Source organism: Streptomyces sp. NBC_01622, from assembly GCF_045209635.1.
Lineage (GTDB): Bacteria > Actinomycetota > Actinomycetes > Streptomycetales > Streptomycetaceae > Streptomyces.
Genome location: NZ_CP109293.1, coordinates 659,247 through 679,869, shown reverse-complemented (window position 1 = coordinate 679,869; position 20,623 = coordinate 659,247). Strand labels below are relative to the sequence as shown.

23 protein-coding genes are annotated in these 20,623 nt (G+C 70.4%); 16 read left to right on the top strand and 7 right to left on the bottom strand.

The window, feature by feature from the left end:
- Positions 1-12 precede the first annotated feature (12 nt).
- From OH768_RS03065 to OH768_RS03030, 8 genes are read left to right on the top strand one after another with little or no spacing between them, the layout of a single operon-like run.
- A complete protein-coding gene (locus tag OH768_RS03065; protein WP_406449740.1) occupies positions 13-1,191 on the top strand; it encodes an amidohydrolase family protein in 1,179 nt (392 codons plus the stop codon).
- Complete coding sequence (locus tag OH768_RS03060) at positions 1,188-2,615, top strand: FadD3 family acyl-CoA ligase (protein ID WP_406449738.1); 1,428 nt, start codon at positions 1,188-1,190, stop codon at positions 2,613-2,615. The genes OH768_RS03065 and OH768_RS03060 overlap by 4 nt, the downstream gene beginning before the upstream one ends.
- A complete protein-coding gene (locus OH768_RS03055; protein WP_406449736.1) occupies positions 2,612-4,213 on the top strand; it encodes a methylmalonyl-CoA mutase family protein in 1,602 nt (533 codons plus the stop codon). The genes OH768_RS03060 and OH768_RS03055 overlap by 4 nt, the downstream gene beginning before the upstream one ends.
- Positions 4,213-4,611, top strand: a complete 399-nt coding sequence (locus tag OH768_RS03050; protein WP_406449734.1) for a cobalamin B12-binding domain-containing protein — start codon at positions 4,213-4,215, stop codon at positions 4,609-4,611. The genes OH768_RS03055 and OH768_RS03050 overlap by 1 nt, the downstream gene beginning before the upstream one ends.
- A gap of 31 nt (positions 4,612-4,642) precedes the next feature.
- Positions 4,643-5,599: an LLM class F420-dependent oxidoreductase gene (locus tag OH768_RS03045; protein ID WP_406449732.1), complete on the top strand. Its 957-nt coding sequence runs from the start codon at positions 4,643-4,645 to the stop codon at positions 5,597-5,599.
- Positions 5,596-6,651, top strand: coding sequence for a CaiB/BaiF CoA transferase family protein (locus tag OH768_RS03040; protein WP_406449730.1), 1,056 nt, complete (start codon positions 5,596-5,598; stop codon positions 6,649-6,651). Before OH768_RS03045 ends, OH768_RS03040 begins: the two co-directional genes overlap by 4 nt.
- Entirely contained in the window at positions 6,648-7,103 is a 456-nt protein-coding gene (locus OH768_RS03035; RefSeq protein WP_406449728.1) for a VOC family protein, read from the top strand. The genes OH768_RS03040 and OH768_RS03035 overlap by 4 nt, the downstream gene beginning before the upstream one ends.
- Positions 7,100-7,918, top strand: coding sequence for an SDR family oxidoreductase (locus OH768_RS03030; RefSeq protein WP_406449726.1), 819 nt, complete (start codon positions 7,100-7,102; stop codon positions 7,916-7,918). The genes OH768_RS03035 and OH768_RS03030 overlap by 4 nt, the downstream gene beginning before the upstream one ends.
- Before the next feature lie 12 nt (positions 7,919-7,930).
- Here the strand turns inward: OH768_RS03030 and OH768_RS03025 are convergent, their stop codons facing one another.
- From OH768_RS03025 to OH768_RS03015, 3 genes are all read right to left on the bottom strand, one after another.
- Positions 7,931-8,101 carry a hypothetical protein gene (locus OH768_RS03025; RefSeq protein ID WP_406449724.1) on the bottom strand — a complete coding sequence of 57 codons (171 nt, stop codon included), beginning with the start codon at positions 8,099-8,101 and terminating at the stop codon, positions 7,931-7,933.
- Between the two features lie 136 nt (positions 8,102-8,237).
- Entirely contained in the window at positions 8,238-8,999 is a 762-nt protein-coding gene (locus tag OH768_RS03020) for an SDR family NAD(P)-dependent oxidoreductase (protein ID WP_406449722.1), read from the bottom strand.
- 5 nt (positions 9,000-9,004) lie between these two features.
- Positions 9,005-9,766 (bottom strand): SDR family NAD(P)-dependent oxidoreductase, encoded by a 762-nt coding sequence (locus OH768_RS03015; protein WP_359603830.1) that lies wholly within the window; start codon positions 9,764-9,766, stop codon positions 9,005-9,007.
- Positions 9,767-9,832: 66 nt separating this feature from the next.
- Between OH768_RS03015 and OH768_RS03010 the strand changes: the two genes are divergently transcribed.
- The 3 genes from OH768_RS03010 (at position 9,833) to OH768_RS03000 (ending at position 13,083) form a co-directional block, all read left to right on the top strand.
- Positions 9,833-11,248, top strand: coding sequence for a class I adenylate-forming enzyme family protein (locus OH768_RS03010; protein WP_406449719.1), 1,416 nt, complete (start codon positions 9,833-9,835; stop codon positions 11,246-11,248).
- Positions 11,241-12,389, top strand: coding sequence for a thiolase family protein (locus tag OH768_RS03005; protein WP_406449717.1), 1,149 nt, complete (start codon positions 11,241-11,243; stop codon positions 12,387-12,389). Before OH768_RS03010 ends, OH768_RS03005 begins: the two co-directional genes overlap by 8 nt.
- Before the next feature lie 157 nt (positions 12,390-12,546).
- Positions 12,547-13,083, top strand: a complete 537-nt coding sequence (locus tag OH768_RS03000) for an SDR family NAD(P)-dependent oxidoreductase (RefSeq protein ID WP_406449715.1) — start codon at positions 12,547-12,549, stop codon at positions 13,081-13,083.
- Between the two features lie 21 nt (positions 13,084-13,104).
- On the opposite strand, the gene OH768_RS02995 is transcribed toward OH768_RS03000, so the two are convergent.
- The 4 genes from OH768_RS02995 to OH768_RS02980 are packed head-to-tail and all read right to left on the bottom strand — an operon-like array spanning position 13,105 to position 16,218.
- Positions 13,105-13,908: an acyl-CoA thioesterase gene (locus OH768_RS02995; protein ID WP_406449713.1), complete on the bottom strand. Its 804-nt coding sequence runs from the start codon at positions 13,906-13,908 to the stop codon at positions 13,105-13,107.
- A gap of 20 nt (positions 13,909-13,928) precedes the next feature.
- Positions 13,929-14,714 carry an acyl-CoA dehydrogenase family protein gene (locus OH768_RS02990; RefSeq protein WP_406449711.1) on the bottom strand — a complete coding sequence of 262 codons (786 nt, stop codon included), beginning with the start codon at positions 14,712-14,714 and terminating at the stop codon, positions 13,929-13,931.
- Positions 14,715-14,716: 2 nt separating this feature from the next.
- Positions 14,717-15,832: an acyl-CoA dehydrogenase family protein gene (locus tag OH768_RS02985; RefSeq protein ID WP_406449709.1), complete on the bottom strand. Its 1,116-nt coding sequence runs from the start codon at positions 15,830-15,832 to the stop codon at positions 14,717-14,719.
- Positions 15,829-16,218, bottom strand: a complete 390-nt coding sequence (locus OH768_RS02980) for a nuclear transport factor 2 family protein (protein WP_406449707.1) — start codon at positions 16,216-16,218, stop codon at positions 15,829-15,831. The genes OH768_RS02985 and OH768_RS02980 overlap by 4 nt, the downstream gene beginning before the upstream one ends.
- Positions 16,219-16,428: 210 nt before the next feature.
- On the opposite strand from OH768_RS02980, the gene OH768_RS02975 reads away from it, so the two are divergent.
- Genes OH768_RS02975 through OH768_RS02955 form a run of 5 tightly spaced genes read left to right on the top strand, consistent with a single transcriptional unit; the run spans position 16,429 to position 20,601 of the window.
- Positions 16,429-18,543 carry an ABC transporter permease subunit gene (locus tag OH768_RS02975; protein WP_406449705.1) on the top strand — a complete coding sequence of 705 codons (2,115 nt, stop codon included), beginning with the start codon at positions 16,429-16,431 and terminating at the stop codon, positions 18,541-18,543.
- On the top strand, positions 18,524-19,234 hold the full coding sequence (locus OH768_RS02970; protein ID WP_406449703.1) for an ABC transporter ATP-binding protein: 711 nt from the start codon (positions 18,524-18,526) through the stop codon (positions 19,232-19,234). Before OH768_RS02975 ends, OH768_RS02970 begins: the two co-directional genes overlap by 20 nt.
- Positions 19,231-19,938, top strand: coding sequence for an ABC transporter ATP-binding protein (locus OH768_RS02965; RefSeq protein WP_406449701.1), 708 nt, complete (start codon positions 19,231-19,233; stop codon positions 19,936-19,938). Before OH768_RS02970 ends, OH768_RS02965 begins: the two co-directional genes overlap by 4 nt.
- The gene (locus tag OH768_RS02960) at positions 19,935-20,318 is read left to right on the top strand and encodes a hypothetical protein (protein WP_328685621.1); all 384 of its coding nucleotides are present in this window, start codon (positions 19,935-19,937) and stop codon (positions 20,316-20,318) included. The genes OH768_RS02965 and OH768_RS02960 overlap by 4 nt, the downstream gene beginning before the upstream one ends.
- A complete protein-coding gene (locus OH768_RS02955; RefSeq protein WP_406449699.1) occupies positions 20,284-20,601 on the top strand; it encodes a hypothetical protein in 318 nt (105 codons plus the stop codon). Before OH768_RS02960 ends, OH768_RS02955 begins: the two co-directional genes overlap by 35 nt.
- Positions 20,602-20,623: the final 22 nt, after the last annotated feature.

The following is a 20,623-nucleotide window of genomic DNA, read 5'->3' as shown; positions in this document are numbered from 1 at the left end:
AAGGAGGATCTCATGCCATCGCGTGTGCCGCCGTATCCGCTGTTCGACGCGGACAACCACTTGTACGAGACCGAGGACGCGCTCACCCGGTACCTGCCCAAGCAGTACGCGAGCGCCATCCAGTACGTGCAGGTGAAGGGGCGTACGAAGATCGCCATCCGTGGTCAGATCAGCGACTACATCCCCAACCCCACGTTCGAGGTCGTCGCCCGCCCCGGCGCCTGGGAGGACTACTTCCGCGAGGGCAACCCGGAGGGCAAGTCCCACCGGGAGCTGTTCGGCGAGCCGATGCGGTCGATACCCGCGTTCCGTGAACCCGCGCCGCGTCTGGCCCTCATGGACGACCTGGGCATTCAGCAGACCCTGATGTTCCCGACCCTCGCCAGCCTGGTCGAGGAACGGATGCGGGACGACCCGGAGTTGATCCATGTCGTCGTCCACGCCCTCAACCAATGGCTGCACGAGACCTGGCAGTTCAACTACAAGAACCGCATTTTCACCACCCCGGTGATCAGCCTGCCGATCCTGGACAAGGCGATCGCCGAGCTGGAGTGGTGCCTGGAGCGCGGAGCACGGGCGATTCTCATCCGGCCCGCCCCGGTCCCCGGCTACGGCGGCTCACGGTCCTTCGCGCTGCCGGAGTTCGACCCGTTCTGGAAGCGCGTCGAGGAGGCGGGCGTGCTGGTCGCCATGCACTCCTCCGACAGCGGCTACTCCCGCTACTCCAGCGACTGGGAGGGCAAGAGCCAGGAGATGACGCCCTTCCAGGCGCAGGTCTTCCGCATGATGTCCGAGTGGCGCCCGGTCACCGACGCGGTCGCGTCCTGGGTCTGCCACGGAGCCCTGTTCCGCTTCCCGGAACTGAAGGTCTCGGTCATCGAGAACGGTTCCTCCTGGCTGCTGCCGCTGCTCGACCACCTGGCCAGCACCTACAAGAAGCAGCCGAAGGGCTTCCTGGGCGACCCGGTCGAAGAGGTCAGGAACCGCATCCACATCAGCCCGTTCTGGGAGGAGGACATGGCCGCCCTCTCCGAGGTCGTCGGCGTCGAGCGCGTCCTGTTCGGGTCCGACTACCCCCACCCCGAGGGACTGGCCGACCCCGTCTCCTACATCGACGCCATCCAGGGCATGAAGCAGGCCGACCAGGCCAAGATCATGGGCGGCAACCTCGCCCGCCTGATCGGCGTATGACCTGGGAGAGCATCCCGCAGATGGTGCTGAGCGCGGCCGACCGCTTCGGTGACGCCGAAGCCGTGGTGGACGGCCCGCTCCGCCTCACGTTCACCGAGCTGGTCGAACGGGTGCGTGTGGCTGCGGGTGCGTTCGCGTCGGTCGGGGTGGAGCAGGGCGACCGGGTTGCGATCTGGGCGCCCAACTCCGCCGAGTGGATCGTCGCCGCCTTCGGTCTGATGACCGCGGGCGGTGTGGTCGTGCCCGTCAACACCCGCTTCAAGGCGGACGAGGCGCACGACATCATCGTTCGCAGCGGTGCGAAGGCCGTTCTCGTCCAGGAGGGCTTCCTCGGCCTGGACTTCAAGGCACCGCCCGGTGTGCCGGTCATCGATCTCAAGTCCGGCTTCCTGGCAAGCGGTTCACCCTTCGAGCGGAAGGTGACCGGCGACCGGATCAGCGACATCGTCTTCACCTCGGGCACCACAGGCCGGCCCAAGGGCGTCCTGATGACCCACGCCCAGACGCTCCGCCTGTACGCGGAGTGGTGCGACCTCGCCGGGGTCAAGGAGGGCGACCGCTATCTGATCGTCAACCCGTTCTTCCACATCTTCGGTTTCAAGGCGGGCATGGTCGCGTCGCTGATCCGCGGCATGACCATTCTCCCCGTGCCCGTTTTCGACGTGGGCCACGTCCTCGACCTGGTCGAGCGCGAGCGGGTGACGGTCCTGCCCGGCCCGCCCACGCTCTACCACTCCCTGCTCACCGACCGCGGCTCAAGAGACCTGTCCTCACTGCGAGTTGCGGTGACCGGAGCCGCCGACATCCCCGTCGAACTGATCCGCCGGGTGATGACGGAACTGCCCTTCACCTCGATCATGACGGGCTACGGCCTGACCGAGGCGGGCACCGCCACCGCCACCCGCCCCGGCGACTCCTTCGAGGACATCGCCACCACCGTCGGCACCCCCTGCGACGGCGTCGAGGTCGACATCGCCGACGACGGCGAAGTGCTCGTCCGTGGCTACAGCGTGATGCGCGGCTACTTCAACGACCCCGACGCCACCGCCGAAGCCATCGACCAGGACGGCTGGTTGCACACCGGGGACCTCGGCAGGCTCGACGAGCGCGGGTATCTGAGGATCGTCGGACGCAAGAAGGACATGTTCATCGTCGGCGGCTTCAACGCCTACCCGGCCGAGATCGAGGGCTTCCTGATGGAACACCCGGCGGTCGCCCAGGCCGCCGTGATCGGCGTCCCCGACGAACGGATGGGACAGGTCGGCAAGGCCTTCGTCGTCCTCCGGGAGCCGCTGACCGCCGACGAGTTGATCGAGTGGAGCCGGCTCCGGATGGCCGGGTTCAAGGTGCCCCGGACCGTGGAGTTCCTGACGGAACTGCCGCTGAACGCCACCGGAAAGGTGATGAAGGACCTCCTGCGATGACGCCTCCCACACCGCCCCAGGGCGACGACCCCGTCCGGACCGCGTCCGGCCTGCCCCTCAAACCGGTCTACGGCCCCGACGACGTCAAGGCCGAACCATCCGCGCCGGGCAACTTCCCCTTCACACGCGGCAATTACGCCACCGGATACCGGGGACGGCTGTGGACACTGCGCCAGTACTCCGGCTTCGGCACCGCCGAATCGTCCAACCGCCGCTACCACTACCTCCTCCAACAGGGCGGCACCGGGCTCTCGGTGGCGCTCGACCTGCCCACGCAGTGCGGCTACGACTCCGACGACCCCGAAGTCGCCGAGGAGGTGGGCCGGGTGGGCGTCGCCGTCGACACGCTCGCCGACGCCGAAGTCCTCTTCGAGGGCATCCCGTTGGACATGATCAGCACCAGCTTCACCATCAACGGCACCGCCGCGATCCTGCTCGCCTTCTACGTCGCCGCCGCCGAACGGGCGGGCGTGCCACGGGCGAAGCTCACCGGGACGATCCAGAACGACATCCTCAAGGAGTACGCGTCCAGGGGCACTTGGATCTGGCCTGCCGAACCGTCCCTCCGGCTCATCGCCGACACCATCGAGTTCTGCGCGGCCGAAGTACCGCGCTTCAACGCCATCTCGGTCGCCGGCTCGCACTTCCGCGACGCCGGCGCCAACGCCGTTCAGGAGATGGCCTTCACCCTCGCCGACGGCGTCACCTACTGCGACACGGTGCTCGCCCGGGGCCGTATGACGATCGATCAGTTCGCCCCGCAGGTCTCCTTCTTCTTCTACACGCACGGCGACTTCTTCGAGGAGATCGCCAAGTACCGTGCCGGACGCAGGCGTTGGGCGACCATCGTGCGAGAGCGGTACGGCGCCGACAGCGACAAGGCGGCCATGTTCCGCTTCGGCTGCGTCGCCGGAGGCGCCTCCCTCTACGCACCCCAGGCGCAGAACAACACCGTCCGCGTGGCCTACGAGGCACTCGCCTCGGTCCTCGGCGGGGTGCAGTCGATGTTCACTGCCGCATGGGACGAACCGTTCGCGCTGCCGAGCGAGGAGTCGGCGACGCTCGCGCTGCGCACGCAGCAGATTCTCGCTCATGAGACGGGCGTTGCCAGGGTCGCGGACCCGCTCGGCGGCTCGTACTTCGTGGAGGCGCTCACCGACGCCACGGAGGCGCGCATCGTCGAGATCATGGAGGACCTGGAGCGCTACGGCGGCATGGTCCGGGCCATCGAGGACGGCTATCTGCAGACCCTCATCGCCGACGAGGCCTACCAGGTGCACCGCGAGGTCGAGGCGGGCACCCGGCCGGTTGTCGGCGTCAACCGCTTCGTCTCCGACGAGCCGCCGCCCGACCTCGCCACCTACGAACTCGACGCGGAGGGCCGCGACCGACAGCTGAAACGCCTCGCCGACGTCAAGGCCACCCGCGACGCAGCCCTCGTACGGCAACGCCTCGCCGAACTGGCCCGCGCCGCGGAAGGCACCGACAACCTCATGCCCATCCTGATCGACTGCGCCAACGCCTACTGCACGGTCGGCGAGATGGTGGCCGCGCTCAAGGCGGTCTGGGGCGAGTTCCAGCAGCCGGTGGTGTTCTGATGAACTCCCGTGTACTGGTCGCCAAACCGGGGCTCGACGGACACGACCGCGGAGCCAAGATCGTCGCGCGGACCCTGCGCGACGCGGGCTTCGAGGTGATCTTCACCGGGATCCGGCAGCGCGTCGACGACATCGTGGCCGTCGCCGTCCAGGAGGACGTGGCCGTCGTCGGTCTCAGCATTCTCTCCGGCGCACATCTCGCTCTCACCACCCGCGTGATCGAGGCGCTGCGCGCCACGGGCGCCGAGGACATCGCCGTCGTGGTGGGCGGCACCATCCCGCCCGCCGACGTACCGAAACTGCTCACGGCCGGAGCCGCCGCGGTCTTCCCCACGGGCACGCCCCTCGATGCCCTTGTCACGGAGATGCGCGCCCTGACCTCGGTCACCTCGCCATGACTCGGCAGCAACCCGAAAACCTGGAGGCAGCGTGCGCATCGGAGTGATGATCGGGCCCGAGCGCGGTGACTCGGTCCGCAAGGTCACGCGCATGATCGACGATGTGACATGGGCCGAGAAGGCCGGCTTCGACACCGTGTGGGTGCCGCAGATCCCGACGGACTTCGACGCCCTCACCGCGATCGCGCTCATGGGCGCGCGGACCGAGCGGATCGAACTGGGCACCGCCGTCGTGCCGTTGCAGGCCCAGCACCCCATCGCCCTTGCCCGGCAGGCCATTTCGGCCCAGGCCGCGACCGGCGGACGGCTCGCGCTGGGCCTCGGCCCGTCCCACCACTGGATCATCCGGGACATGCTCGGACTGCCGTACGAGAAACCGGCCGCCCTCACCCGCGACCATCTGGACATCCTGGACGCCGCGTTCGCCGGAACGGGCGCTGTCGATGTCGAGAACGACACTTTCACCGTCCACAACCCGCTCACCCTCGCCCCCGTCTCCCGGCTGCCGGTCCTGCTCGCGGCTCTCGGCCCGGTCATGCTGCGCCTCGCCGGGGAACGGGCCGACGGAACCGTGCTGTGGATGGCCGACGAACGCGCGGTCGCCGAACACGTCGTGCCCCGCATCACCAAGGCCGCCGAGAGCGCCGGACGGCCGGCCCCCCGGATCGTCGCGGGCATCCCGGTCTGTCTGTGCGCACCCGACCGCGTGGACGAGGCCCGCGAGCGCGCCAACCGGATCCTCGGCGAGGCCGAGATCTCGCCCAACTACCAACGCCTGCTGGACTACGGCGACGCCCGCGACGTCGGTGACCTGTGCGCGGCCGGCGACGAGAACGCCATTGCCGCCCGATTCCAACGCTTCGCGGACGCCGGGGTGACCGACCTGTCCGTACGGCTCCTGCCCATCGGCGACAACCGCGACGAACTGGTCGCTTCCAAATACCGCACCCGCGACATGCTCGCCGCCCTCGCCGCGGACCTCCGATGACCGCCGGACCGCTGGACGGCATCCGCGTCCTGGAGGTCGGCCACATGCTGGCCGGCCCCTACGCCACGATGATGCTCGCCGACCTCGGCGCCGAGGTCACCAAGATCGAGCCGCCCGGCGGGGACATCTCGCGCCAGGTGAGCGACGCCTACTTCGCCAGCCTCAACCGCGGCAAACGCAGCGTCCGCCTCGACCTCACGACCTCCGACGGACAGGTGGGACTCGGTGAACTCGTCGCCGACGCACACGCGTTGCTCGTCAACCTCAAACCCTCGGCGATCCACCGGCTGGGGCTGACGTACGACGCACTGCGGAAGTGGAACGAGCGGATCGTGTGCGTCGCGCTCACCGGATACGGGCTGGCGGCGGGCGACGAACCCGCCTTCGACTATGTGGTCCAGGCGGCCACGGGCGTCGCCGCCCTCACCGGCGACCCGGACGGTCCGCCGACCTTGCCCGGCTACTCCTCCGCCGACAACTCATCGGGCCTGACAGCCGCGTTGGGACTCCTCGCCCACATCGTCTCCGGGCGCGGCGGCCAAGTGGAGGTGTCCCTGCGGGATGTGATGCTGTCTCAGCTCAACTACCGCGCCTCGGCCTACCTCAACGAGGGCGTCGAGCCACGCCGACTGCCGCTCGGTGCGCACTCCTTCTACGTACCGGCCCAGCTCTTCCCCACAGCCGAGGGCTACTTGGCGCTCTTCATCACTCACGACGGCTTCTGGAAGGCCTTCGCCGCCGAGGCAGGCCTCCAGGGTTTTCCCACCATGGCCGAGCGGGCGGACCGACGGGAGGAGGTACTCGCCGCCGTCACGGACGCCCTGGCCGGCGACACGGCCGCGTCCTGGGAGGCGCGGCTGCGTCCCCTCGGAGTGCCGGCCGCCGCCGTACGGACGCTGCCGCAGGCGCTGGCGGCCACCCCGGAGGCCGTGGTGACGGCCGGGGACTTCCGACTGGTCCGCAGCCCCGTCCGGGTCGCCGGATACGAGCCCGACTACGGGCCGCCGCCCCGGCTGGGCGAGCATGACGTTTCCGGGGCGGTGGAGTCATGAGGGCCGAGGACCAGTTCCATCTCGGGCTCGTCGTCGAGGACTTCGAAGCGACCCTGGCCGAGTTCTCGGACGCGTTCGGGTACGAGTGGTGCGCCGAGATCGGGGGAGCGGTTCCGCTGACCCTGCCGACCGGAAACGCCGTTCTCGACATCAGTTGCGCCTATTCCCGGACACTCCCTCGACTGGAGATCATCCGACGGGTACCGGGCACTCTGTGGGAACCGGCGGCCGGTGGGGGAGTGCACCACGTCGGCTACTGGTCCGACGACGTCGACGCCGACGCCGCCGAACTCACCAGGCAGGGCTTCGTGACCGAGGCGCGCCGGGTCGGCTCCGGGGGCGCGCCCTTCGCCTTTCTGCGCGGTCCGAGCGGTCTGCTCGTGGAACTCGTGGACCGGGTGGCGCGGCCGGGACTGGAGAAGTACTGGAGCCACGGAGGAGGGACCGCATGACGACCGTGGGCATCGCGACCGGGGCCGGGCGCGGCATGGGACTGGCCTGCGCACGGCGCCTCACCGACCTGGTGGACACACTACTGCTGGTGGACCGCGACGAACCGGCCGTCACCGCCGCCGCGAAGGAACTGTCGGCCGCCGACGGGGAGGTGAGGATCGAACCCTTCGTCCTCGACATCACCGATCCGGCCGGAGTCGCCCAACTCGCCTCCCTCGCGGCCGAATTGGGCACCCTCAGGGCCGTCTCCCACGCAGCCGGGATCTCGCCCACGATGGCCGGCTGGCGACGCATCTTCGAGGTCGACCTCGTCGGCACCGCCCGTCTCGCCGAGGCCCTGCGCCCGCTCGCCACAGAGGGAACGGCACTGGTGTGCTTCGCCTCGATGGCCCCGCTGCTCGGCAACCTGGAGGCCGATTCCGCCGTAGCGGCGATCCTCGACGACCCGCTCCGGGACGACTTCCTCGACCGGCTCCGCGACGCCCTCGGGCCCGCTGTCGAGAACACCGGGCTCGCCTACGCGTGGGCCAAGCACGGAGTGCACCGGTTCGTACGGCGGGAGGCGGTACGGCTCGGGCCGTACGGCGCCCGCGCGTGTTCCGTCTCACCGGGTGTCATCGACACCCCTCAGGGGCGGCAGGAGGCCGCGGCCCAGCCCGCCATGGCCGCGCTGGTGGAGCGGACACCGCTCGGCCGGACGGGGCGAGCCGAGAACGTCGCGGCGGCGGTGGCATTCCTGCTGTCGGACGAGGCCGCTTTCATTTCCGGGATCGACGTTCTCGTCGATGGCGGGGTGTGTGCGGCGGTCCGGTAACGCCTTAACGCGTCAGCGCCGACGCCCGCTGCGGCGCGCGGACCAGCCCGTCCCCAGGCCGGCCGAGTGCGCGGCGAGGAAGGCCAGTCCAAGGAGCATGAGGCTCGTCGGGGTGAAGACAAGCTGGGTCGATGTCTCGGTGACACGGATGAGGAAGGCGATGACGAAGAGCGCGGCAGCCACAAAGGCAAGCATCTGAAAACCCCTACGAATGGACGACGAGCCACCGGTGACCCCGGCGGCTCGTCGTTCCGTGTGCCCCCGATGGCGCCGATCAGTCGTGCCCGCCGCGCCTCGCGCACTCCGGCGCAACTGCCGTTCAGGCAAGGGATTCCGAGCGCTGGACGGTACCCGTGAGGCCGGTGGCGTCCTGGCCCGCGAGGAGAACCGCGGCCTTCGCCATCGCCTCCGGCGGCTCCACCATCTCCGGCGGGATCTCCCGGCCCCCGCCGCCGGCCTGCCATCCCTCCGTCAGCACCACCCGTGACGGAGCAAGGCAGTTGACCGCGATGTTGTCCTTCCGGAGGTCGGCGGCGAGGCCCAGATAGAGGCGCTCGACCGCCGCCTTGGACACCCAGTACGCGTTGGCGCCCCGGTCCGTCATGGCCACCCCACCGGTCGTCACGGCCATCAACGACCCACCGCCACGTGTGCGTACGTGGGGAATCACCGCCCGGGTCACCAGGAACACCCCGGTCAGATTGACGTCCAGACACAGCTGCCAGCGCTTGAGCGGCGTCGACTCGACCGGGCCCAGCCACAGCACCCCGGCGTTGGCGACGAGAATGTCGATTCCGCCGAACTCCGCGACCGTGGCGGCGACAGCCGCGTCGACCGACGCCTCGTCGCTCACATCGCAGGGCACCGGCATCGCACGCCCGCCCGCCGCCGTGATCCGGTCCGCGACCGAGTGGATCGTGCCGGGCAACCGGCCCTCCCGCTCGGAGCGCGCGGCGACCGCGACCGAGGCACCCGCCTCGGCGAGCGCCAGCGCGACCGTACGGCCGATGCCACGGCTGGCCCCTGCTACGAACGCGACCTTGCCCTTCAACGAGCCGCCCACGCCCGTGAGTTCACCCACGTCGGTCACTTCGGCGGGAACCGGAGGGCGCCGTCGAGACGGACGACCTCGCCGTTGAGATAGTCGTTCTCGACGATGTGCTGCACCAGCCCCGCGTACTCGGCCGGCAACCCCATGCGCTTCGGGTACGGGATCTGCGGCCCCCAGTAGGCCTCCAACTGGTCGCCCGCCTTGCCGTAGGCCGGCGTGTTGAAGGTGCCCGGCGCGATGGTGACGACCCGGATGCCGAGCGGCGAGAGGTCGCGGGCGGCGACCAGGGTCATGCTGACGACTCCGCCCTTGGCCGCCGCGTAAGGGAGTTGGCCGATCTGGCCCTCGTACGCGGCGATCGACGCCGTGCTGACGATGACACCCCGGCCGCCGTCCAGCGGCTCCTGACGGGCGATCGCGGCGGCGGCCAGGCGCATCACGTTGAACACGCCGGTGAGATACACGTCGATCGTCGTGCGGAAACCCGCGAGGTCGAGGGGAGAGCCGTCCTTGCCGACCAGTCGGCCACCGCTCGCCGGGCCGCCGTGCGCGTCCACCGAGATCCTGAGCGGTCCCGCCGACTCGGCCTCGGCCAGTGCCGCCTGGACGTCGTCCTCGACGGTGGCGTCGGTGCGCACGTAGCGCACACCCAACTCCTGCTCCAGGGCCTTGCCCTTCTCGTCGGCCAGATCGGCTACGACGACCTTCGCTCCCGCCGCGTGCAGCCGACGGACGGTGGCCTCGCCCAGGCCGCCCGCCCCGCCGACGACGACCGCGGAGCTCCCACTGATCTGCATCAAGGATTTCCTCTCTTGCGAACAGCGCTCTAGTGAGACGAGAATAGCATTCTCATGAATATAACCATGATTCTCGAGATGGTGGCCTCGGGCGGCGACCGACCGGTGGTCACGGCGAACGGCCGCTCTCTGACCGCCTCGGAACTGCTCGCCCGCGCCCGCACCGCCGCGCACCGCTTCCAAGGCCACCAGGCCGTGCTCTATCCGAGCCCCAGTCACCTCGCCTACCCGGTGGCCCTGTTCGGTGCCGCCCTGGCGGGCATCCCGTTCATCCCGCTCAACTACCGCCTCGGCGAACACCAGTTGAACAGCCTCCTGGCCCGCCACCCCGGCGCCCTCGTACTGCGCCCCGCCGACCTCGACGCCCTGCTGAGCGCCGAAGAGGACACCGCCGTACCGGAGGTGGCCCCGGACCAGGACTCCGTCGCAGTGGTCCTCTACACCAGCGGCACGACCGCCGAACCCAAGGCGGCCCTGCTGCGCCACCGGCACCTGCTCGCCTACGTCCTGAACACCCAGGAGTTCGCCTCCGCAGAGGAGGGCGACGCGGCGCTGGTGGCCGTTCCGCCGTACCACGTGGCCGGGTTGATGAACCTGCTGACGAACCTCTACTCGGGCCGCCGCCTGGTGTACCTCTCCGCCTTCGACGCGGGCGAGTGGCTGGAGACCGCGCGCCGGGAGCAGGTCACGCACGCACTCGTCGTGCCCACCATGCTGGCCCGCATCGTCGCCGAGGTCCCGGCGGACGACGCCGGTACGCCCACACTCCGCAGCCTGGCCTACGGCGGCGCCAGGACCCCCCGTCCCGTCGTGGAGCGGGCACTGCGGATCTTCCCCGGGACGGGGTTCGTCAACGCGTACGGCCTGACGGAGACCGCCTCCTCGGTCGCGGTGCTGGGGCCCGACGACCACCGCGAGGCGCTGGCATCGGCGGACCCTGCCGTACGGGACCGGCTCGGCTCAGTGGGACGGCCATTGCCCGGAGTCGAGATCGAGATCCGCGGGGACGACGGGAAACCGGCCGGATCCGGGGAGACCGGGCTGGTCTTCGTGCGCGGCGATCAGATTTCCGGCGAGTACGGCGGCCGTAGTGTCCTGGACGCGGACGGCTGGTTCCCCACCCGGGACCGGGGCCGCCTCGACGCCGACGGCTACCTGTTCATCGAGGGCCGCGCCGACGACACCATCATTCGCGGCGGCGAGAACATCGCTCCCGCCGAGATAGAGGACGTTCTCGTCGCCCACCCCGGGATCGTCGAGGCCGCGGTGATCGGCGTGCCCGACCCCGAGTGGGGGCAGCGGATCGTGGCCGTCGTGGTCGGCGAGGGCGATCCGGCGGAGGTCCGCCAGTGGGTCAGGGACCGGCTGCGCTCCTCCAAGACCCCCGACACGATCGTGTTCCGCGCCGAACTGCCCAAGACCGAGACCGGAAAGCTGCTGCGCCGCACCCTGCTGGCCGAGTTGGAGACCACCCATGCCTGAAGCAGTCCTCGTGTCCGCCCTGCGTACTCCCGTCGGCACCGCCGTCAAGGGCACCCTGCGCGACACCACCGCGTTCGACCTGGCCCACCACATCGTCGCCGCCGCTGCCGCCACGGACGGGCTCGATCCGGACGCCGTCGACGACGTCATCCTCGGCGAAGGCCTGTACGGCGGCGGGGTCGTGGCCCGGCACGCGGCACTGACCGTCGGACTCACCGCCGTACCCGGCCTCGCCAACAACCGCCACTGCGCCGCCGGTCTCGCGGCCGTACAGAGCGCGGCGGGCAGCATCCGCGCGGGCATGGACGAACTCGTCATCGCCGGCGGCGTCAACTCTGCTTCCACCTCCCCGAAACAGCGTTTCCGCGTGGACGGGGAGTGGGTCGAGCCGTGGAGTCCGCCCACGCACCCCGACCGCCCCGACGCCCCCAACCTGGACATGTCGATCACGGTCGGCTGGAACACCGCCGTACGGGCCGGCCTGAGCCGCGCCGACATGGACGCCTGGGCGCTGCGCTCGCACCAGAACGCGATTCGCGCCATCGACGAAGGCCGTTTCGACGCAGAGTTGGTGCCCATTGACACCCCGCACGGTCTGTTCTCCGTCGACGAACACCCGCGCCGCACCACGAGTCTGGAGAAGCTGGCCTCGCTCAAGCCGCTCCACCCGGAGATAGACGGCTTCTCCATCACGGCGGGCAACGCGGGCGGCGCCAACGACGGTGCCGCCGCGCTGGTGGTGGCCAGCGACCGGCTCGGCCTGCCCGCGCTTGCAGTTGTCCGCTCGTGGGCGTCGGTCGGCGCCGACCCCGCCGAGACCGGCCTCACCCCGGTGAAGGTCATCCCCAAAGCCCTTGCCCGCGCGGGACTTTCGACATCCGACGTCGACCTCTTCGAGATCAACGAGGCCTTCGCCGCCGTACCTGTCGCCGCGGTGAAACTGCTCGGTCTCGACCCCGACCACGTGAACGTCAACGGCAGCGGCTGCTCCCTGGGCCACCCGGTCGCCGCGACAGGCGCCCGGATGCTGGTCACGCTGGTGCACGAACTGCGCCGCCGAGGCGGTGGCATCGGCGTCGCCGCGATGTGCGCGGGCGGCGGCATGGGCTCGGCCACGGTCATCGAGGTGCCGGCGCCGTAGCGCAAGTGCGCTCAAGTACAGCGGGAGCGGGAAGCCGATGCGGTGAGGGGAACGCTGTGGAGGGCTTGAAGGAGAAGGTCGTTCTCGTCGCCGGCGCGGCCACCGGGCGGTCGCGGTGGGCTTCGACATCGCCGACGAGGTCTCGGTCGGTTAACTGGTGACGACCACCGTGCGGACGTACGGCGGCCTGGACGCCGTGCACATCAACGCGGGCGACATGGGCGCGGTCTCCAAGGACACCGACGTCGTCGACATGGACCTCGCGGTCTGGGACCGGACCTTCGCCGTCAATCTGCGGGGCCACATGCTCGTCACGCGATACGCCGTTCCCGAACTTCTCACCCGGGGCGGCGGTGCGCTCGTCTACACCTCGTCCATCGCGGCCTTCACCGGCGAGGCCGCGCGCCCCGCCTACTCGGCGACCAAGGCGGGCATCAACGCCCTCGCCCGCCATCTCGCCTCCCGCTGGGGCAGGGAAGGCATCCGGGCCAACGCGGTCGCCCCCGGTCTGATCCTGACCCCGGCCATCCAGGAGGGCGCCGCCCCGGACCTGCTGGAGGCGCTGCTCGCCCGCAGCACCCGGCACGGTCGGGCCGACGACATCGCCACGATGGTGGCCCACCTCATGTCCGACGCGGGAGCCTGGATCAACGGCCAGGTCATCAACGTCGACGGCGGCACTGTGATGCGCTGAGCGGGCGGCGGGAGGGGGTCGCTAAGCGACCGTACGGAAGCGCAGCAGGGCTTCCTGCGCGAACGAGGCGACCAAGGACCCCTGCGCGGTGAGCACATCGCCGCGGCCGTAGCAGCGGCCGTGGGCGATGAGCGGGCTCTGGTGGCGCAGGAGAAGCCAGTCCTCCGTGGTGAAAGGGCGGTGGAACCACACCGTGTGCGCGGTGACGGCGGACGAGAACGCCGTTCCCGAATCGTGCTGCGTGACCCCCTCCAGCGGGCGAAGCGCCGTGCCGATCAGACTCAGATCGCTCGCGTACGCCGTCAACGCGGGCGCGAGTTTCGGAGCCACCGCCGGTGTGCGCATCCACAGGTCGTACTCGGGCGGCTCCGACTTCGGTGAGTCCACGTCGACGGTTGCCCGGGTGTCCCAGGGAAGCAGCGAGAGGTCCACGTCGTGCTCGGCTCCCGGTACCGACGGCATCGGGAACGCGATCTGCTGGTCGGGGCCCTCTTCGTGGGAGTGCAACGACACGGCCACGACGGCCGCGACGCCCTGCGTCTGACGCGCCACGACCGTCAACGTGGCGAAGGAACCGCCCTCGTGATGACGCGTCACCTCGTACCGCACCGGCTCCTGCGGCCGTCCCGCCCGCGCGAACTGCACATGAAGGCTCTTGACCGCCTTGTCGGGGCAGGCCAGTTGGGCGGCCCGGACACTCTGCGCGAGCAACTGCCCGCCGAAGACGCGGTGGTAGCCGAGTTGTTGGTTGCGGCCCTCGAACGTGTCACCGGGACGGGCGTCGAGGTCCAGGCAGGAGAGCAGGTCGCTCCACAGATCGGTCACTGATGTCACTCCTCGGTCGATCACAGGTGGACGAGCCGCGGCGCGGACCCGCCGGCCCGCAGCAGTGCCCCGGCCTCGCGCGTCAACTCCCGTGCGCTGCCCAGCAGTCCGTCCAGAACCATGGCCCGCCGCACATGCCGGTGCAGATCGTGCGCGGCGGTGAAACCGATCCCGCCCAGGACCTGCTGGCAGTGCCGGGCCGCCGTCAGCGCCGCCTGCCCGGCCGCGGCCTTGGCCAGCAGGGCACCGAGATCGTCGGTGGCGGCCACCAGGGTGGCCTCGGCGCCGTCCAGGGCCACGAGGGTCTCGGCGAGCCGATGCCGTACGGCCTGGAAGGAGGCGAGCGGACGGCCGAACTGGACACGGTCCACGGCGTGTTGGCGGGCCAGCGCGAGCATGGCGCGGCCCGTCCCGAGCAGCCACCAGCCGAGTGCCACCCGGCCGCCGGCGAGCGGTACGGAGGCTCCGGCGGGCACGGAACGCAGGGGGAGCCCGGCGTCCAGGGCCGCCCCGGCCGCACTGTCGTCGCGCTCCCAGACGATCCACATACCGCCCGTGTACGGCAGCGGCAGGGTGCCGCCGAGCGGACGGTCCATCGTGTTCAGGAGGACGTCGTTGAGGAGCGGCGCCTGGGCGCCCGTCTCGCCGAGCAGGCGGAAGGCGAGCGGTACGGCGATGTCCGGCCGATCGGTGAGGAGTTCGGCCCATCCGAGGTCGGCCAAGGCGGTGTCCAGCGCCTGCCCCGAGGCCACTGTCATCGTCTTGCGGAGCGTCTCGGAGAGCAGGTCCCGCTCGGCTGCGTCCACGACTACTCCTTCCCCAGGTCGAGCAGTCGGCGCGCGATGATGTTCCGCTGGATCTCAGCCGTACCGCCGTAGATGGTCGCCGCCTTCGCGTACAGGTACTCCGAGCGCCACGGCGTGTCCGTCAACTCCAGTACGCCGGGCAGCAGATCGCGCACGGTCTCGAAAAGGCGTTGCTCGGCGGTGGCCAGCAGCACCTTGTCGACCGACGTCTCCGCGCCCAGCCGCTCACCCTCGCCCAGGCGTCGCTGGGTGGCGTGGGAGCGGCAGCGGACGGTGTGCAACGCCAGGTAGGCGGCGCCGAGTTCGGCGTCGTCCGGGATGCTCGTCTCGGCCAGCAGGCGGTCAAGTCGGGTGTAGAGATGGGCGATCCGGTGCCAGAAGCAGGTGGAGCGCTCGTGCGGGAGCAGGTCCATCGCCAGGCGCCAGCCGTCGCCGGGGCGGCCGAGCATCCGCTCGGCGGGCACGACCACGTCGTCGAAGAACACCTCGGCGAACTCGTCCACGCCGTGCATCGTGCGCAGCGGCCGGACGGTGATGCCGGGGGTGTCCATGTCCACGAAGAACGCGGTGATCCCGTTGTGCCCGGGCGCGGTGCGGGTCAACAGGACGCAGCGCGCGGCGAATTGGGCGAGGCTCGTCCACACCTTCTGTCCGCTGATGACCCAGTGGTCGTCGTGCGGAACGGCTCGCGTGGTGAGGGAGGCGAGGTCGCTGCCGGAGCCGGGTTCGGAGAAGCCCTGGCACCACTGTTCACGGCCGCTGAGCAGCCGGGGGACCATTTCGGCGGCGAGCGCGGGAGGGGCGTACGAGATCATCGTCGGGGCCAGGACCTCGATCATCGAGTAGATCCCCGGCTCGGCCAGCTCCCGGGTGGCGACCTCCTCGCCGAGCACCGCCCTCAGCACCGCGGGCCCGCCGAGCCCCCTCACCTCGGCGGGCCAGCCGTACCGCATCCAGTCCGCGTCGTACAACACCCGGCGGACCCGGGCCAGTTGAGCGACCTGGGCGTCCAGGGAGTGGTCGGGGCCGGGGGACAGGTCGTGCTCGTCCAGCCAGCCGCGCAGGTCCGAGCGGAAGTCGGCGACGTTCACGTACCCGGGCGCGGAGGCGGCGTTCATGTTCCCGGACGCTGATAGGGGCGGCCCGAGTCGTGCGCTCCGCTGCGACGGATGAACGTCATCGCGCGGGTGCGCAGCCGCCACCCCTCGTCCGTGCGGACGTAGGTGTCGTCGTAGTAGCCGATCCGCAGGTCGTGCGTGGCGTGGTCGACGAAGCACAGCGGCTGGGTACCGGTTGCCGTGTCGCCCGACAGGTCGACGGCCGGCGTGCCCGTGAGGAACAGCCCCTTGGGGGCGGCGGCCACGAGCGCCGGGAACTCGTCGAGGCCGTAGGAGTCCCCGAAGGCGCTGTACGTGCCGTCGGGCGTGAAGACCCTCAGCACCCCGTCCAGGTCGCCGCGGGTGATGCACACCGCGTAGCGGGCGAGGAGCTGCTGGATCTCCATCAGGTCGTCGGTCGGACCCGGGGGAGGAGCCGGAACAGGCAAGGAGGACAAGGACTTTCCACCCTTCACCATGAGCGAGAATGTCATTCTCTCAGATGAGTGGCAGATTTCCATGCTGCGTGAGGCGACGTCAACAGTCTCTGCCTGAATGGTTGATTCTCCGTAGATGAGAAGCTAGTTTCCAGCGATGGAGAGGGGAGATCCGACGCGATGGACCAGTTCCTCACCTTCGGGATCGTCGGCCTGAGCACGGCCGCGATCTATGCCGTCATCGGCAGTGGGCTCGTGCTCACCTACACCACCACCGGCGTGTTCAACTTCGCGCACGGCGCGGCCGGCATGCTGTCCGCGTTCATGTACTGGCAGCTGACCGTCGGCTGGGGCTGGCCCGTTCCGGTAGCCCTGGTCGTGGTGCTGCTCGTGCTCGCCCCGGGCTTCGGGCTGCTCGTCGAGCGGTTCGTACTGCGCCCCGTCCAGGCCCTCGGCGAAGCCGAACGGCTCGTCATGACGGTCGCGTTGCTCAGCGGACTCATCGCGGCAGCGCGCTGGATCTGGGACCCGAACGTCGCCCGTCCGCTGCCGATGTTCTTCGCCGGACGCAAGCCGTTCCACCTCGGGCCGGCCGTCATCACCTGGCATCAGGCGATCACCATGGCGGTGGCCGTCGCCGTCGCGATCGGCCTGCGCATCCTGCTCTACCGCACCCGCGCCGGAGCCGAGATGCGTGCCGCCGTCGACGACCGGGCACTCGTCGGTCTCACCGGCGCCGACCCGGTCCGGGCGGGCCGGGTCTCGTGGATCCTCGGAACCCAACTGGCCGCGATCGGCGGCATCCTGATCGCCCCGACCGTCACCCTCGACGCCGCCCAGCTCTCCCTGCTGATCGTCAGCGCGTACACCGCGGCCGTCTTCGGCAGGCTGCGCAGCCTGCCGCTCACCTTCCTCGGCGCCGTGGTCGTCGGCTGCATGGAGAGCTATCTGACCGGCTACCTCCCGCAGAACGACTACCTTCCCGGACTACGGCTCGCCGCCCCCGCCCTCCTGCTCTTCCTCGCCCTGCTGGTCTTCCCGCACCGACGCCTGCGCGGCCGGGAACGACGGCTGGCCCGCGTACCGGTGCCGAGCGCGCGCGGCACACTCGTGTTCGCCGCGGTGGTCATCACCTTCGGCGCGATACTGGCCTCCCTCCTCGGAGAAGCCGACCTCATCACCTACGGAGCGATCTTCTCGCTGGGCGTAGTGGCACTCTCCTACGTCCCCCTCGCCGGGTACGCCGGACAGGTCTCCCTGTGCCAGCTGAGCATGGCCGGTATCGGAGCGGTCGTCTGGGGACACCTCGGTGCCCACGGCCAACTGTGGGCACTCGGCGCCGCGATCCTGGTCTCGGCAGCGGCCGGAGCACTGGTCGCACTGCCCGCACTACGGCTCTCCGGTGTCTATCTCGCCCTGGGCACAGCCGCGTTCGCCGTGATCCTCGACCGCTGGATCTTCACCATCCCGGCCTTCCACGTCTTCGGCCTCCGGATCGCCCTCTTCGACCAGGGTTCGGTGGACATCTCAGGACCCCACCTCTTCGGTCTACGGCTGGACAGTGGGCGGGAGTTGATGGTGTTCGCCGCCGTCTGTCTCGCCCTCGCCTCGATCGGCGTGGCCGCCCTGCGCCGCAGCCGCTTCGGACGGCGACTGATCGCCCTGCGCGACAGCGAGGCCGCCTACGCCACCCTCGGCGGCAACCTCCTGGTCGCGAAGGTCGCGGTGTTCGCCCTCGCCTCCGGCATCGCCGGACTCGGCGGAGCGCTGTACGGAATGCAGCAACGCACCGTCACCACCGACCAGTTCAGCCTCATCGCGGGACTGCCCCTCTTCCTCGTCGCCGTGGTCGGCGGACTCGGCGCGGTCGGCAACGGACTCTTCGCCGGCACCGCCTACGTCGCCCCGACGAACGCCCTGATCGCCATCGCCCCCGGCACCGCGAACCTGGTCGCCCTGCTCCCCGGCCTCGCCGGTGTCGGACTCGGCCACAACCCCGACGGCATCGTCTCCCGCTTCCGCCGCCAGTGGGAGCCCCTCGCCCGCGACCGCATCGCCCTGCCCGCCCTGCTCTGCGTCCTCGCCCTGGCCTGGGCGCTGCGCTTCGGTGACCTGATCAACGACTGGACGTACTACGGCGGTTCACTCCTTCTCGCCGTAGCACTGCGCGCCTGGGCGGATGCCCGGCAGGCCGCTCCGGCCGAGCCGGAGATCCCCGTCGAGTGGTGGGGCCTACGGCGCGAGTGGCGCCCCGAGGACGAGGAGGTGCTGGCCCGTGGCGTCGCTGCAGGTTAGTGGAGTGACCGTCTCCTTCGGCGGAAACCGCGCTCTCGACGGGGTCGCGCTGACCGCCGAGGCGGGCCGGGTCACCGGACTCATCGGCCCCAACGGGGCAGGAAAAAGTACCCTGTTCGACGTCGCCTCCGGACTGCGCAGGCCTTCCTCGGGGCAGGTCCGGCTGGACGGCCGGGACGTCACCCGGGCCCGGCCCTCCGCCCGCGCCCGGCACGGACTCGCCCGCACCTTCCAGCGCCTGGAACTGTTCGGCCGGCTCAGTGTGCGCGACAACCTGCTCGTCGCCGCCGAACTCGGCCCCGAACGCCGCCGGGCCGACCGGATCGTCACCGAGATCCTGCACCGCCTCGATCTCACCGACCTTGCCGACACCTCACCCGACGCCCTCCCCACCGGAGTCGGCCGCCTCGTCGAGGTCGGAAGAGCCCTCGCGATCCGCCCGAAGGTGCTTCTCCTCGACGAACCCGCCGCCGGACAGGACGCGGAGGAGACCGAACGCTTCGCGGAACTTCTGCGCGCCCTCACGGAGGACGGCACCGCCGTCGTCCTCGTCGAGCACGACATGAGCCTCGTGATGGCCGTCTGCGACGAGGTGTACGTCCTCGACCTCGGCAAGATCATCGCCGTCGGCCCGCCCGAGGTGATCCGCAGCGACGAAACGGTTCTCGCCGCCTACCTGGGGGACGCGTGAGCGCACTTCTCGAACTGCGCGGCATCCGCGCCGCCCATGAACGCATCACCGTCCTGCACGGCGTCGACCTCGACGTCGCCGCCGGACAGGTGGTCGCGCTGCTCGGACCGAACGGCGCCGGAAAGACCACCACCCTGCGCGTAGCGGCCGGAGCCCACCCCGTCGAATCGGGCCAACTCGTGCTCGGCGGACGCGACATGACCGGCGCCGACCCCCGCGACCTGGCCCGCGCCGGGGTCTGCCTCATCCCCGAAGGCCGAGGCGTTTTCCCGAACCTGTCCGTCCGCGACAACCTCCTGATGATGACCTTCACCGGCCGCAGCCGCGAGGAGATCGAGGAGTTCGCGTTCGCACGCTTCCCCGTCCTGGCCCAGCGCGCCGGACAGGCCGCGGGCACCCTCTCCGGCGGCGAACAGCAGATGCTCGCCCTCGCCCGCGGCCTCGCCACCGACCCCGCCGTACTGCTGCTCGACGAACTCTCCATGGGACTCGCCCCGTTGGTCGTCGGCCGGCTCTACGAGCAGGTCGGCGAGATCGCCCGGCAGGGCGTGGCCGTCCTGGTGGTCGAGCAGTTCGCCGCCGCAGTCCTCGACATCTGCGACCACGCCGCCGTCCTCGTCCGCGGCCGGGTCGAACGGCAGGGCCACCCCGACGGCGGCCTGCGCGCCGAACTGTCCGCTCTCTACCTGGGGAGTTCCACATGACGTCCACCGAGACGCGAGCGGACCGCTTCGTCCGCGAACTCACCGTCCTGAAAATCCCGGACCCGGCCGCCGGAAGGGCCGTTCTCTGGCTGCGCGCGGGCGCCGCCCTGATGACGATCGGCGTCGTCCTCGGCGTGTGCGCCTACTTCATTTCGCACGACACCAGCGACCCGCTGGTGCAGAACGACGCTCTCACCCTCGGCCTCGCCGCGGTCGCCGGAAGCGTCGTCGGTTCCGCGCTCTTCCTGCGGTACTCGCTCACCGGCTTCCTGCGGTACTGGATGGCCCGTCAGTCCTACGACGTGGAACTCCTCGCCGACCGCCTGCTCGAAAGGGAACTCCGCCATGACCCCACCGGCACCGACGCCGCGCCCCGGTGACCAACTCGCCAGCACCGTCTGCGGCACCCGCGTGGTCGTCATCCGCGCCCCCGCCGACATGCAGCCCCAACTGGCCTGCGGCGGCAGCCCGTTGGTGCCCGCGGCCGACGCGCCGCCGGCGAAGCCCGGACCGGCAGGCACCACCACCCTCATCGGCAAGCGGTACGTCGACGCCACCGGGACGCTCGAACTGCTCTGCACCGCCTCCGGTGCGGGCGAACTGACCTGTGACGGCGCCCCCATGACCCTGAAGGCGGCCAAGCCGCTGCCCGCCTCCGACTGACCGACCCATCCCCGAAGGAGCC

Excerpts from the sequence above, each read along its gene's own strand:
- OH768_RS02975 (WP_406449705.1), top strand. The coding sequence starts at position 16,429 with ATGGACCAGTTCCTCACCTTCGGGATCGTCGGCCTGAGCACGGCCGCG.
- OH768_RS02980 (WP_406449707.1), bottom strand. The coding sequence starts at position 16,218 with ATGGAGATCCAGCAGCTCCTCGCCCGCTACGCGGTGTGCATCACCCGC.
- OH768_RS02955 (WP_406449699.1), top strand. The coding sequence starts at position 20,284 with ATGACCCCACCGGCACCGACGCCGCGCCCCGGTGACCAACTCGCCAGC.
- OH768_RS03040 (WP_406449730.1), top strand. The coding sequence starts at position 5,596 with ATGACCGCCGGACCGCTGGACGGCATCCGCGTCCTGGAGGTCGGCCAC.
- OH768_RS03060 (WP_406449738.1), top strand. The coding sequence starts at position 1,188 with ATGACCTGGGAGAGCATCCCGCAGATGGTGCTGAGCGCGGCCGACCGC.
- OH768_RS03050 (WP_406449734.1), top strand. The coding sequence starts at position 4,213 with ATGAACTCCCGTGTACTGGTCGCCAAACCGGGGCTCGACGGACACGAC.
- OH768_RS03035 (WP_406449728.1), top strand. The coding sequence starts at position 6,648 with ATGAGGGCCGAGGACCAGTTCCATCTCGGGCTCGTCGTCGAGGACTTC.
- OH768_RS02985 (WP_406449709.1), bottom strand. The coding sequence starts at position 15,832 with ATGAACGCCGCCTCCGCGCCCGGGTACGTGAACGTCGCCGACTTCCGC.
- OH768_RS02960 (WP_328685621.1), top strand. The coding sequence starts at position 19,935 with ATGACGTCCACCGAGACGCGAGCGGACCGCTTCGTCCGCGAACTCACC.
- OH768_RS03055 (WP_406449736.1), top strand. The coding sequence starts at position 2,612 with ATGACGCCTCCCACACCGCCCCAGGGCGACGACCCCGTCCGGACCGCG.
- OH768_RS03065 (WP_406449740.1), top strand. The coding sequence starts at position 13 with ATGCCATCGCGTGTGCCGCCGTATCCGCTGTTCGACGCGGACAACCAC.
- OH768_RS03030 (WP_406449726.1), top strand. The coding sequence starts at position 7,100 with ATGACGACCGTGGGCATCGCGACCGGGGCCGGGCGCGGCATGGGACTG.
- OH768_RS03010 (WP_406449719.1), top strand. The coding sequence starts at position 9,833 with ATGATTCTCGAGATGGTGGCCTCGGGCGGCGACCGACCGGTGGTCACG.
- OH768_RS03005 (WP_406449717.1), top strand. The coding sequence starts at position 11,241 with ATGCCTGAAGCAGTCCTCGTGTCCGCCCTGCGTACTCCCGTCGGCACC.
- OH768_RS03015 (WP_359603830.1), bottom strand. The coding sequence starts at position 9,766 with ATGCAGATCAGTGGGAGCTCCGCGGTCGTCGTCGGCGGGGCGGGCGGC.